Source organism: Brevibacillus laterosporus DSM 25 (assembly GCF_002706795.1).
In the GTDB taxonomy this organism is placed as follows: domain Bacteria; phylum Bacillota; class Bacilli; order Brevibacillales; family Brevibacillaceae; genus Brevibacillus_B; species Brevibacillus_B laterosporus.
Genome location: NZ_CP017705.1, coordinates 497224 through 510494, shown reverse-complemented (window position 1 = coordinate 510494; position 13271 = coordinate 497224). Strand labels below are relative to the sequence as shown.

Below are 13271 nucleotides of genomic sequence, written 5' to 3'. Positions count from 1 at the left end.
TTTTATCAATCAATGGTTGTCACGTTGCTTACCTAAGTGACAGAATAGTCCAACATTCTTTTTTCCTTTCATAAGAGAATCTCTACTCCCTTTTTGGCAAACCATACATATACAGATTGCAATAATAAGCTGGAACGTAGAGGTTCACATTGAATAAAAAGGTGAGGTCATGTCATTCTTCCAACGATATTGGACAACCAGAGAGGGACGGAAAACAGGAGGAAGCGGGACTTCAGATTCTACCTGTATCGACGCTTCTATGTATACCAATCTGACTAAATTAGAGACGATATTCTCTGGAATTCCGGATTTGACCATGCGCGAGATCCCTTTAAAAACAGGAGAGAAGGCGCTTTTGGTTTATTTAGATGGTTTGATAGATAAAACCATTTTGAATCGAGATATTGTTCATCCCTTATTGGTTACAGAATCCGTATATCCCGAACAAATGGAATCCGTATTATCTGTAGGCAAAATCAAACAAATTAATTTATGGGCTGAGATTGAGGAATCCTTGTTTCATGGTTGCTGCATTATATTTATGGATGGGTTTTCACATGCTTTTCTTATTGAAGCACAAGGGTGGCCACAACGTGCTATACAGGAACCGCAGATTGAATCAGCTATTAAAAGTGCTCACCAGGGATTTATTGAGACAGCAAATGCCAATATTGCTATGATTCGACGCTACATTCCTAGCAGTGAGTTGAAGGTGAAGGAACATACTATTGGGGAACGCGGCGGAGTAAAAGTATCACTCTTGTATCTGGAAGATGTGACAAATCCACGTATTTTAGAAGAGCTTGAAACAAGATTAAAATCGATTAAAGTTGATATTGTTTTAAATACTGGGGAACTAGAAGGATATCTGGAGGATCAGGCATTTACCCCTTTTCCTCAATTCTCTATGACGGAACGTCCGGATACGGCTTCTTCTCATATTTTACAAGGTAGAGTCGTCATAGTCATGGATCGCTCACCAGGTGTGTTAGTGGCTCCAATGACCTTTTTTTCCTATTTTCAAACCGTAGACGATTATAGCGTTCGATGGATCGTTGCTTCTTTTATTCGCTTATTGCGTTTTCTTGCTTTTTTTATCGCGATTTTGGCTCCTGCGATCTATATTGCTACCGTATCGTTTCATTACGAATTAATACCGCTCTCCTTGTTGTTAACGATTGGAGAATCGCGTGAAAGAGTGCCACTCCCGCCAATCCTTGAGGCATTTATTATGGAGTTGGTACTGGAAATGCTACGCGAAGCCGGATTACGCTTACCAGCTCCCATTGGGCAAACCATTGGTATCGTAGGCGGTATCGTTATTGGTCAAGCTGCTGTATCGGCTGGGCTGGTTAGTAATATCATGGTGATTGTAGTTGCCCTGACAGCGATTGCTTCATTTATCATTCCGAATTTAGAAATGTCGGCTGGAGTTCGTATGATTCGTTTTCCTATGATGGTGGTTGCTTCTTTATTTGGCATGGTGGGTATCATTTGGGGACTTATCCTGCTAATTTTGCATCTTCTCTCACTAGAATCATTGGGTATACCATATGGATCCTCCTTTTCACCAATGCATTTCTCAGAGCTAAAGGATACCTTCCTTCGTTTACCGATGTGGATGATGAAGAAACGGCCAATAGAGCTCAAACCCAAGCAAGTTGATCGGCATGGAGAGAATGACGGAGGGGAGGGAGGGCATCATGAAAAAACTGACTGATCGAAAAATTTCTCTCCTGCAATTTATTTTTACGATCAGTGGGATTGAGGTAGGTAGTAGTATCCTAAGTCTCCCGGCAGATTTGGCTCGTGTAACCGGTACAGATGGCTGGATTTCTATTATTATCGGATATCTGTTTACGATTCTAATTAGTCTTTGCATTATCGGGATTATGTCTAAACACCCAAATAAAACGATGCTTGATGTGTTGATTTACTATTTAGGTTCTTTTTTTGGTAAATCAATCATGGTGGTCTGGATTCTATATTCCTTGCTTGGGGCTGTCACGATCTTTTATACCAGCATCTACATTATAAAAGAATGGGTATTACCTAATACGATGACATTTCTGATTGTGGCTCTCTTCCTCCTTTGCACATACATAGCCCTACGGGGAGGAGTCAGACTGATTTGCCGATATCAGGTGTTCGTATTTTTCTTTACGTTGTGGATGCCCCTAATTTTACTGTTTTCGCTGAAGCATGGTCATCTTACGTTCTTGCTACCAGTATTGAAGGAGGGATGGCTACCCATTCTACATGGGGTGAAAGTAACGGTATTAGCGTTCCTCGGTTTTGAATGGGTATTTTTGTTCTATCCTTATTTGGAGAATAAAAAGCATGCGGTCAAAGGAATAATTATTGCAAATACAATCACGCTACTGGTTTACTTGCAAATTACGTTTAGTTGTTTTACCTTTTTTAGTCCTGATGAAATCTCAACATTTATTTGGCCTACACTTACTTTGGTCAAGCCGGTCAGATTTTCTTTTCTTGAACGTTTTGAGATCATCTATCTTTCCTTCTATATCTTTATATTTTCTACGTCTGTAATTCCATACTTTTTCTTTGCGATGGAGAATATTGCGCATTTGTTTCATAAACCAGATTGGCATGTACCATACGTTCTCCTGCTGGCATATGCGCTCAGTTATCTCTTTTATCAACCGTCGTATACAGATATTACGTTTTGGAAGGATTCATGGCAATGGATGGGTTACTTCCTAGTATATTTGTTTCCAGTACTCTTTTTATTGTATACCATGCTGGTTGGCCGATGGAGGGGGCGACAATTGAATGAAAAAACAGGGTAAAAGTAAAGTATCTCAGCTTCTGGGCTTCTTCGGTGCATGTGCCTGTTTATTAGGCTTAAGTGGCTGTGGGGATCAGCTCCTGGTGGAGGATATTAATTTAGCGCTGATTTATGCAATGGATAGGGCCCCTGACAAGCAAATGCTAGTCTATGAAATGAGTCCTGTCTTTAATAAAGATGCTAAAAAAAAATACGCTGTCTATGGAGCAAAAGCACATACTATTCGACAAGCGAAGGACGTGTTCAACAGTGTAGCAGAGGGTCAGGTAGTTGTCGGCAAAATACAAGTCTTGCTGTTCGGTGAAGCACTTTTACATGAGGGAATTGCTCCCTCTTTGGACGTGTCCTTTCGTGATTCTAAAAATGTAGCGAATATGGTGATGGCGGCGGTAAAAGGGTCCATGTCTGATCTTGTGAATAGTAATTTTGAGGATAAATCTATCCTGCCTCGCTATATTACGGAATCTCTTCAAAATAGCGCCAAGCTTAATCAAGGAATAGAAACCACCCTCCAAGAATTTCATACTTTACTGTATGACAAGGGAATCACGCCAGCGATCATGGAGGTGAAAAAAGATAAGAATGGGATTGTGGTATTGGGAACGGCTCTCTTGGACAAAGCAGGCAAACAGCAATTATCTTTAAACCGTCGAGAGAATCTGTACCTATTAATGTTGCAACGAAAGGCTAATGCTCCGATCTCTTATACAGTATCAGTTCCTACAGCTTCGTTTTCACAAGAACAGTCTTCAGGTAAAGAAAAAAAAGAAGGCTTTGTTACGATTAACATTCAACAGATACGGCCAAAGATAGAAACCTCCTACCAAGATAATCAATTTGTTTTTACGGTTCATCTAGAAATGAAGGTACGTGTCATTGAACGAACGATCCTGATTGATTTAGAGAAAGAAAAGGACAAACTGGCACATATCATTCGCAACAAAATGAAAGGTGAAATAGAGACACTCATAACAAAGGTACAACAGAAAAAATTGGACCCATTTGGGTTTGGGTGGCATGCAAGAGCGTATCAGTATCCCCATTGGAAGAAAATTCAAGATCAGTGGCCTGCTGAATTTTCAAAAGCACGGGTGAATATCCTGCCAACTATTAATATAGAAAGCCGAGGAGTAATCCAATAGATGAGTAACGTGTGCTTTTAGAAGTAGCCGATTTCCCTAACCTACGATACAATAAGATGTACGAGATTTTTGGGAGAGCGAGGGCTGCTCAAATGAAATTTAAAAGCGTTTTCGATATCATTGGACCCGTAATGGTTGGTCCATCCAGTTCACATACAGCCGGAGCGGCTCGAATTGGACGTGTTGCTCGCACTTTATTCGGGAAGCAACCAAAAAAGGCAGAAATCACGTTCTATGGTTCTTTTGCAAAAACCTATCAAGGTCATGGTTCTGATGTAGCGACTGTGGCAGGAATCCTTGATTTTGATACAAGTGATTTACGATTGAAAGATTCTATCCAAATAGCAAAAGACTTTGGAATTGAAGTTATCCTCACCACCTCAGAGCTACAGACGGAGCATCCTAATACGTCTCGAATTAAGCTCTCAGATGAGCATGATAATGTGGAGATTGTTGGAATTTCTATTGGCGGGGGCAAAATGCTAATTACAGAAATTAACGGATTCCAATTAACATTGTCAGCTAGTGCCCCTACATTATTGGTATTCCATGAGGATCGTTTCGGCATGATTGCTAAGGTGTCAGAGATTTTGGCTGAGCATCGTGTCAATATTGGTTTTATGGAAGTATCACGACGGGAGCGTGGCAGTTTAGCTCTTATGATTATTGAGCTAGATACGCTTGTTGATCAGGCGACGATACAGGAGATGGAGAACTTGTCGTCCATCGAGCGAGTATTATTGTTGCCAACGGTGTAGTTTAGAGCTACTTGTGATGGATTATTTTTGTGAAAAATAAGACCCATTATGGGAATGGAGATAGAACTGGAAGGTAAGTGCTAAAGGAGTTGAGGTCTATGTTTCGCAATGTAGCAGAGCTAGTGGAACTAGCAGAATCACAAGGGAAACCCATTTCTCAAATCATGATTGAGGCAGAAATGAACTTTTCTGAGCGATCTCGTGAGTCTATTATGGAAGAAATGTATCGCAATCTGGATGTGATGGAAAAAGCGGTGCAACGGGGATTGACCGAGGATATTCGTTCACATAGCGGTCTGACTGGTGGAGACGCTAAAAGGCTACAACAATATATCAATGAAAAACCGTTTTTATCTGGTAAGACGTTACTCAATGCTGTAAGTATGTCAGTAGCTGTTAATGAAGTGAACGCAGCGATGGGTACGATTGTTGCCACGCCAACAGCAGGTGCTTGTGGAATTGTACCTGGAACGTTGTTTGCTGTATCTGGAAAGCTAAATCCAACACGCGAGCAAATGGTGAATTATCTTTTTGCGGCGGGAGCGATTGGATATTGCATTGCTAACAATGCCTTTATCTCAGGAGCAGCTGGTGGTTGTCAAGCGGAAGTAGGATCTGCTACAGCGATGGCAGCAGCAGCGATCGTTGAAATGGCTGGAGGTACACCAGAGGAATCAGCACAAGCGGTAGCAATCGCTTTGAAGAATATGCTTGGTTTGGTCTGCGATCCAGTGGCTGGTTTGGTTGAGGTTCCTTGTGTGAAGCGCAATGCAATGGGGGCCGCCATCGCAACAGTAGCTGCTGATATGGCAATGGCGGGCATCAAGAGTGTGATCCCTACTGATGAAGTAATTTTAGCGATGTATCGTATCGGATGTAGTATGCCTAATACCCTGAAGGAAACGGCACAAGGCGGGTTGGCTGATACGAAGACAGGTCGTGCAATTGAAGCAAAAATCTTTGGTGTGCCGGTGAATCAGCATGATTGATTTGTTAGCCGGGCCTGTTAGCAACCTGTATGGAATTGGGGAAGAGCGGGCCAAAGATTTAGAGGCGCTTGGCATCTACAGCATCAAGGATTTAGTAGAGTATTTTCCATCGCGTTATGAGGATTATCGCATCCGCGATTTAACTGAAGTGAAGCATGAGGAGAGGGTTACTCTTGTAGGCACAGTCTACGGCGAGCCCTCTGTTCGCTTTTTTGGCAAAAAGAAATCACGGATCAGTGTCAAACTCGTCATGGATCGCGTAGTGGTTACAGCTGTTTGGTTTAACCAAATGTACGTTAAAACGCAGTTATCTCCAGGTAAAGAGATCGTAGTTACAGGAAAGTGGGACAAGCATAAATTACAAATTACCGTGAGTGAAATGACACAAAAAGATTCACCACGGGCCCAAAAACGCAATGATCTAGTTCCGGTTTATCCTCTAAGTGCAGGAATTAATCTTTTATTTTTACGCAAAATCATTCAGCGTGCTCTTGAAAAATACGGTAAGTTAATTCCGGAAATTTTACCTCAGGAACTAGTAGAACGCTATCGTTTATTGCCACGTCATGAAGCAATTGAGTTGATCCATTTTCCGGGGGATGCACAAGAAGGTCATCAAGCTCGCCGCCGCATTATGTTTGAAGAACTCTTTTTATTTCAAGTAAAAATGCAGGCGTTTCGTCGGATAACACGTCAACAGACAGAGGGGGTTGCACAAGCCATTCCGCTGGAGCTGGTGCGAGAATTCGTGCGTTCCCTACCGTTTCCGTTAACAGGAGCTCAGAAACGTGTGGTAAAAGAGGTGCTAGATGATATGCAGGCCCCCTATGCGATGAATCGTTTATTGCAAGGGGATGTAGGCTCCGGTAAAACAGTGGTAGCAGCTATTGCCCTGTATGCTACAGTGAAAGCTGGTTATCAAGGGGCTTTAATGGTGCCCACAGAAATTTTGGCTGAGCAGCATTTGCATTCATTAACAAGTTTATTAGAGCCATTGGGGCTACAGATCGCACTATTATCAGGTTCTGTTTCAGGGAAAAAACGTCGGGAGTTGCTTGAAGCTCTGCAATCAGGAAGCTTGGATGTAGTAGTTGGTACGCATGCACTCATTCAGGACGATGTATTTTTCTCCAAACTGGGGCTAGTGATAACAGACGAGCAGCATCGCTTTGGGGTCGAACAACGGCGTGTGTTACGTAACAAGGGACTTTGTCCAGATGTCTTATTCATGACAGCTACACCTATCCCACGTACGTTGGCAATCACGGCTTTTGGCGATATGGATGTCTCTGTAATCGATGAGATGCCAGCTGGACGTAAACCAGTAGAGACTTCATGGGCTAAGCATGAGCAGTTTCATCAAGTGCTAGAACGGATGCGAGCAGAACTATCACAAGGTCGCCAAGCCTATGTAATCTGTCCTTTGATTGAAGAATCCGACAAGCTAGATGTACAAAATGCGATTGATGTGCATGCGCAATTAAGTATGTATTTTCAGGAGTACCAGGTAGGCTTGATGCATGGTCGTTTGCCGTCCAAAGAGAAGGATGAAGTCATGCAATCATTTGCTAGTGCAAACACTCAGATTCTTGTTTCGACGACCGTAGTAGAGGTTGGGGTAAACGTGCCGAATGCAACCTTTATGGTAATCTATGATGCTGAGCGGTTTGGTCTTGCCCAATTGCATCAGTTACGTGGACGTGTTGGTCGTGGTGCTGATCAGTCATATTGTGTACTCATTGCCGATCCTAAATCAGAAGTTGGAAAAGAACGGATGCGTGTCATGTGCGAAACGAATGACGGTTTTGAACTATCTCAACGCGATTTGGAGCTTCGTGGTCCAGGTGATTTCTTTGGAACCAAGCAGAGCGGGGTTCCTGACTTTAAGGTAGCAGATTTACTCAGCGACTATAAGGCGTTGGAGGTAGCTCGCCAGGAAGCAGCGGTTATGGTCAATAAGGATGAGTTTTGGACAGAGCCTGCTTATGAATATTTGCGCTCCTATTTGCGAGAGCAAGGAATTTTAGATGGTACCGTTTTAGATTAGACAAGCAAAAGGCGTTCTTTGTTCTTTTTTGGGGATAACGAATGTAGATGATTTTGAGTATTGTCTTATACTTATAGGACGAAAAAGATTATAAATAAGAACAATGATTTGTGATGTAAGAAACCCCCTCCCGCTTCTAGATTTTAGAAGGGTGAGGGGGTTTTCGTGTGGAAAACGACGAAATATGAGTCGTTTTGATCGTACTTGTGTTCATTTACAAAAATCTTTTGTTTAGAAACCAATCGATGTAGAGGAAATCAAGGTCCCTTGACTAGTCGATGGAATCTAACAAAATTACTTCACCATTCGTTGCCAGTACTCCATAATGACAATCTAGTTTCCCACACAATACATAATGGGTTTTCTCTGGATGCAATACATATATGGGCGTTAAAGTGAGGTGCTGTTTAAGCCGTTCGAAGGCAAGCTCTTTGTCAATTGCTATAGGTTCAGCTTGCGCTAGATTTCCATATACGTCTTTCCAAAAGAACTGATTATCAAAATAGGAGACGATATGCAGTTGTTTCGGGTCTAAGAATAAGGTGATTTTAGCTGATATCACTTTGGTGCTAGAAACAGGTCGGAGTATTGCCTGGATATAGCTATTTTGCCGGTACAGATAGGTTAGTTTCCAGCGTCCTGACTCTGTTGGATACATAGAACGTAAAAAGTCGGAGATTGCCTGAATGGCTCGCTGCTGCTCAGCCTGTGTAATTGGTAACATATCTGGATGTGGTTCGTTAGCAAATGCTTGCTCGGCTGACACTTCCGCTTGGTTCTGAAACAGGGTAAGTTCTTGTCCCTCATACGTAAGCGTTAATGGTGTGTCCCATTGAAAAACATGGTCGATATTCAATCGAAACCGATTATCTACTATAACTTCAAAAGGATAGGTTGTTGATAAATCATTGGTTATATAAATTTCTTCGAGCGCATAAGCCGGTATCCATTTGTTTTGCTCTGTTGAAGGGAAATCGAGTAAGCTAACCTGTTCGTTTGCGATTTGTATTACATCTTCATCTAGGACAATTGTATAGGGCTCTTCTTTTATCATTTCTTTTGTAGGAAACGATCCACTTACTGAAAAAGAAATAAGCTGTCCTTTATCATTATGTTCTACCGTAATCATTCCACCTGGGGAGAAAGGAACTCCATTATGGCAGGCTGTAAAATTGTAGGTGGTTGAGGGCTGTGTCCGATCATTTAGAATGAACTGCTCTTCATGACGAAGTCCTGTTTCTGTTTCTACCCACTCTATTATTTCTGAATACGTTGAGAAGCGTGTGGAGCTTGTGGAAAAATTTTCTCCTCCGACAAAAATGACACTGGTAAAGCGCTTAGAGCTAATATCATATTCGATTACGGCTGTACCGGGTGGATTCAAATCATCCTCAGTACGTTCTGTCACCCCGTTTACAAACCATTCCATGCTTAATTGATAGGTTGTACCACGAATAGTATCCGCCGTTGCATATAAACGGCTCGTATGTAAGTGATACGTATGCAGACCAAATTTTTCATTTGTAGCAGTAATAATCTCTTGCACTCGTTTATCCACTTTTGATCACCTCTATAGTAAGTTACGTAATTTGGTCGGGATGGTTTCACGGGAAACGTACATAGAGTCAAATGGTGGGGGAATTTTCTAAGGCAAATGCTTATAGTAAAGGATAAAATGAAAAATGAATAGTTGTTCGTTACCATTATAGGATGAAAGCGTTTTTAATTATGGCAAAGTTTCGTCATTTCAAGGAAAGAGTTGGCGAAAGATTCTTTTTTCACTATGATGATTCTTAGTATCTACAGCACGAGGAAAGAGGAGCAGGGCAGCATGTCTTTTTTGCGCATCATCACTGGCTTGTGGGAAAACCAGGAAGAAACATATGAACAGGCTTGGGACCCCATGCTAGCCACGCGTTATTTTGAGATGGATCAGTCTGAGTTAGTACCGATTGTGCTTTGGACTTTAGAACACTATTTACCCAAGTGGAAGATCATTCATTTAGATCTGGAACGAGGTGAAATCATGGTAGAGACCATAGAGTGGTTTCATCAATATGATGTGGTTATCTCCGTTTACCCGTTGTTTACAGGCAAGAGCACAGTGGATATAGTATCAGCTAAACGCTCCTGTATGGGTGATCTTGGTGCCTGTTATCGGCACGTTTCCCACTTCTTTGGTGCTTTGCAGGCAGCGCTATCCTCACGAGAGGAAGAGTATGAAGCTCATGAGCTTTTACAAAAAAGATTACTTCAAACATAGAACCAGTCTAAACCTAAAAGAGGGGTAGACTGGTTTTTACTTGATAGGCTAGGGTATTTTTGTGTATACAACAATGGCAGTCAGAAAGCTCCAGTGTTCAGAGAAAATAAAGTATTAGACTAATCAATCTCCCTACAGAAAAAGCCAGTCGTAACACGAAAATGAAGTGATAGACTGGCTTTGGTTTATTTGAAATATCGATCCCCGTTAGCGTAACAACATCGTTTCACCAAAAGATAATCCGCTGAAACTTTAACTTTATAATCCTTGGCTAAGTCCTAATATTTGATCATTACCATTTACATTACTTAATCCCCCGTGATAACAAACCACGGATGCAATGTCGAGGTCTACATACTTTTTTAAAGAGAGACGAGCTGCATTCATATCCGGTGTGGTCGGGACATGAATTCCCCCCAGAATCCCGTTTACACTGTACATCGAATCCCCGGCAATGAGAGTCTTACTTTGTCTTAAATAAAGGCTGATATGCCCGGGAGTATGCCCAGGAGTATGGATGACGCGAATCCCGCCGCAAAACGGCAGTTCCTGACCGTCAATCAAGGTATCGTCCACTTTGCCTTTCGGGGGATTCTCAAGGTGCCCGTCTTTTAAAAGCGGTATCTCCCCCTGAATATACGGCTTATCCAGTTCGTGTGCATAAACTTTAACATTATTACCACACTCCTGCAAAATCTCAGGAAGACTGCCTATATGATCCACATCCTGATGCGTCAAAATCACAACTTTTAGTTTGTCGAACGACACTTCTACCTTTTCCATGGCCACGCGTAAATCTTCAATTTGCCCTGGGAATCCTGTGTCTATTAAAACAGCCATTTCTCGATCCCACAAAAGAATTGGGTGAATAATATTCCCATGAAAATCTAGATGAAGCATTTCTACTCCCTTTGAAATTTCCATAATATCGGGCCTCCGTAAAACAAAATTTTTACGCAAAATAATATTATTCTGTAGGTTTAGTTGTTGTCAACATCTTCTCTATAAATCGCTCTCTTTTGCCTCTTGGGTGCTCATTGCTTGAATATCTGGTGAAATATAGATTTCCGTATAGTTTCCATAATGTTCAAAAAAGTAACAAAAAGGTAACGAAAAAATAACAGCTAAATGAATTCTTTTATTGGTATACAGGAAGTAGCAAAGGAAAGATAACTGTGTCATATACACATCGTTAGCTTTCCTTTATTACATCATTCTATATTTCTATATAGGCGATACCATGAGCATTTGGATGTATAGAAGGAACAGACTGATCTTGCTGATCTAGTTTAAGCGTATGAATTTTCTTGTAATGAATCAAATCTAATACACTTACTGTGCCTGATTTAAAATTGGAAACATATCCAATGGTTCCGTCAGAGGAGGAGCGAATGTTGAGAGGAAATAAATCTATTTCGACCGTGCCTAAGACTTGTAATGTTTCCCCGTCGAGAATCGATACATATCCTGGTACTGAATCAACGATGTCCTTCGTAATAGCTGAAGGTTTTTCTTGATAGCGTAGATGGCCGAGTAAAACCTTCCCGTCAATTGTCACATGAACAGGATGAATGATATCGGAAAAGGCTATCGTTTTGATAATGACATCTGTTTCTGTATCAATCATACTAAGGGTAGGCTGTTCGTTTTTATGATCACTTGAGAGACTTGGGAAAGGGACATAAACTCGGTGACCGTTAGGCGAAATGGCCAGCTCTTCACTACCAAATGGAATAGAAATTTTCTTCATTAGCTCTTTTTTACGTAAGTCTAAAACAGAAATAAATGGCGCTTCTTTATTAGCGGAATATCCTTTTGTACCTTCTGGATGAATCACAAACCAATGAGAGCCTTTTGCCCCAGTAGATATCCGATTGAGGACTTGTCGCGTATCAGGATGAATAACGATAACGCCCCCACCATTTGATTCTACACTGGCATACAATAAGTCGTTGCGCTCATCAAAAGCTAATCCATGAGGAGCAAACTCGGGTGATATATCAATTGTATCCAGTAAGGTAAAAGTAGGGATATCGATAACCAGGATTTCATGACCGTTTTCTTTCGCATGACCATAAATTCCAGAACGGTAGGTAATGCTTACATATAACAGTTGACGTCTAGAATCAATACACACCTCATGTGGTTCAGGAATAGGAGATGTTACTTTCCCTACCTTTTCGTATGTTTTTGCATCAAAAAAATGAATATTGCGACCGTTTGAGCTAACGACTGATAAAATAGCCTGATTTTTAGTAACGTTCATTACGATTGACCTCCTTGTTTGTGTAACGTTCATGTTTTTAAAAAGTTCAGCTTGGAAAACAGTGTAATAGAGATCTACTAGAGGACATCACCTCCTTTCATATAATTAACTATCCATATAATAAGGTTATCTAACTATATAGAGAAAAAAATAAGGGAGCTGTATGATTCATTTATTTATCTCTCTATCTATCTTTCTTTAGCTTTGCCCTTGTACTTTCATGCATTTTCGTTAGGACTTTCTCTAAAACTCGACATTCTTCTTTGGTAAATTCCTCCACTAAAGAGGCACAAGAGGACCAGAAAATCGGTAACGAGCGAAACGTAATCTCTCTTCCTTTTTCCGTGATCTTAATGATTAATCGTCTGCGATCTTGTGGGTGGTGATCGCGTATTATCAATCCTCGTTTTTCCATCCAATCGAGTATGCTTGTGACGGAAGCTCGTTCGATCCCCAACCGATCAGCTATAGCTGATGGACTCATACTAGCTTCTTTCTCGTTTTTTTGATCTAAAATAAATAACAACAAGAAGCCTAATTTACTTTCCGAGATTCCCAGAGGGGCCAAGTCTATATCTATGGCATCTAATACATTATCGGATACCCATAGTGTGATTAATCCAAGCTTAGCTAGCATAGGGTCCGTGTCCTTCGATATCGTCTGCTTTATTAGCTCTTCGTATGCTCCTATTTGCATGGACAGGGATTCATTATTCGATATCATTGCTTCTGAGTGGTCTTTTTTCATGAGCGTGCTCCTTTTGAGACTACATATCCATATAGTTAGGTAGGCTAATTAGAATGTTGCTATCATAGCATTAATTTCAAATAAATGCAATTATATGGTAAATGATATTTTTTATCCCGATGCACTTGATCACTGTATAAAATTACCTTCTGGTTCATAGTATAAATAAGAACAAGTGTTTGGTATACTATTCGACGAGAATATACGTTCGATAGGAGTGTTTGAGGTGCACAAGAAGCGGGTGAT

Annotated in this window: 11 protein-coding genes; 7 read left to right on the top strand and 4 right to left on the bottom strand. The window is 41.1% G+C overall.

The window, feature by feature from the left end:
- Window positions 1–169 precede the first annotated feature (169 nt).
- From BrL25_RS02430 to recG, 6 genes are all read left to right on the top strand, one after another.
- A complete protein-coding gene (locus tag BrL25_RS02430; RefSeq protein ID WP_018671767.1) occupies window positions 170–1720 on the top strand; it encodes a spore germination protein in 1551 nt (516 codons plus the stop codon).
- Window positions 1704–2813, top strand: a complete 1110-nt coding sequence (locus BrL25_RS02425) for a GerAB/ArcD/ProY family transporter (protein ID WP_018671766.1) — start codon at window positions 1704–1706, stop codon at window positions 2811–2813. Before BrL25_RS02430 ends, BrL25_RS02425 begins: the two co-directional genes overlap by 17 nt.
- Entirely contained in the window at window positions 2797–3954 is a 1158-nt protein-coding gene (locus tag BrL25_RS02420; RefSeq protein WP_018671765.1) for a Ger(x)C family spore germination protein, read from the top strand. The genes BrL25_RS02425 and BrL25_RS02420 overlap by 17 nt, the downstream gene beginning before the upstream one ends.
- 92 nt (window positions 3955–4046) lie before the next feature.
- Window positions 4047–4712: an L-serine ammonia-lyase, iron-sulfur-dependent subunit beta gene (gene sdaAB / locus BrL25_RS02415; protein WP_026315162.1), complete on the top strand. Its 666-nt coding sequence runs from the start codon at window positions 4047–4049 to the stop codon at window positions 4710–4712.
- 98 nt (window positions 4713–4810) lie between these two features.
- Window positions 4811–5701, top strand: a complete 891-nt coding sequence (gene sdaAA, locus BrL25_RS02410; RefSeq protein ID WP_018671763.1) for an L-serine ammonia-lyase, iron-sulfur-dependent, subunit alpha — start codon at window positions 4811–4813, stop codon at window positions 5699–5701.
- Window positions 5694–7748, top strand: a complete 2055-nt coding sequence (gene recG, locus BrL25_RS02405) for an ATP-dependent DNA helicase RecG (RefSeq protein WP_018671762.1) — start codon at window positions 5694–5696, stop codon at window positions 7746–7748. The genes sdaAA and recG overlap by 8 nt, the downstream gene beginning before the upstream one ends.
- Before the next feature lie 271 nt (window positions 7749–8019).
- Here recG and BrL25_RS02400 read toward each other — a convergent pair whose 3' ends face one another.
- Window positions 8020–9306, bottom strand: coding sequence for a hypothetical protein (locus tag BrL25_RS02400; protein ID WP_018671761.1), 1287 nt, complete (start codon window positions 9304–9306; stop codon window positions 8020–8022).
- A 273-nt stretch (window positions 9307–9579) separates the two neighbouring features.
- Here BrL25_RS02400 and BrL25_RS02395 point away from each other — a divergent pair, with 273 nt between their 5' ends.
- Complete coding sequence (locus tag BrL25_RS02395) at window positions 9580–10011, top strand: hypothetical protein (protein WP_018671760.1); 432 nt, start codon at window positions 9580–9582, stop codon at window positions 10009–10011.
- A gap of 258 nt (window positions 10012–10269) precedes the next feature.
- Here the strand turns inward: BrL25_RS02395 and BrL25_RS02390 are convergent, their stop codons facing one another.
- The 3 genes from BrL25_RS02390 to BrL25_RS02375 all read right to left on the bottom strand — a co-directional run bounded on the left by BrL25_RS02390 (window position 10270) and on the right by BrL25_RS02375 (window position 13001).
- The gene (locus tag BrL25_RS02390) at window positions 10270–10935 is read right to left on the bottom strand and encodes an MBL fold metallo-hydrolase (RefSeq protein WP_018671759.1); all 666 of its coding nucleotides are present in this window, start codon (window positions 10933–10935) and stop codon (window positions 10270–10272) included.
- 292 nt (window positions 10936–11227) lie between these two features.
- Complete coding sequence (locus BrL25_RS02380) at window positions 11228–12277, bottom strand: YncE family protein (protein WP_018671757.1); 1050 nt, start codon at window positions 12275–12277, stop codon at window positions 11228–11230.
- Window positions 12278–12461: 184 nt separating this feature from the next.
- On the bottom strand, window positions 12462–13001 hold the full coding sequence (locus BrL25_RS02375) for a MarR family winged helix-turn-helix transcriptional regulator (RefSeq protein ID WP_026315161.1): 540 nt from the start codon (window positions 12999–13001) through the stop codon (window positions 12462–12464).
- Window positions 13002–13271: the final 270 nt, after the last annotated feature.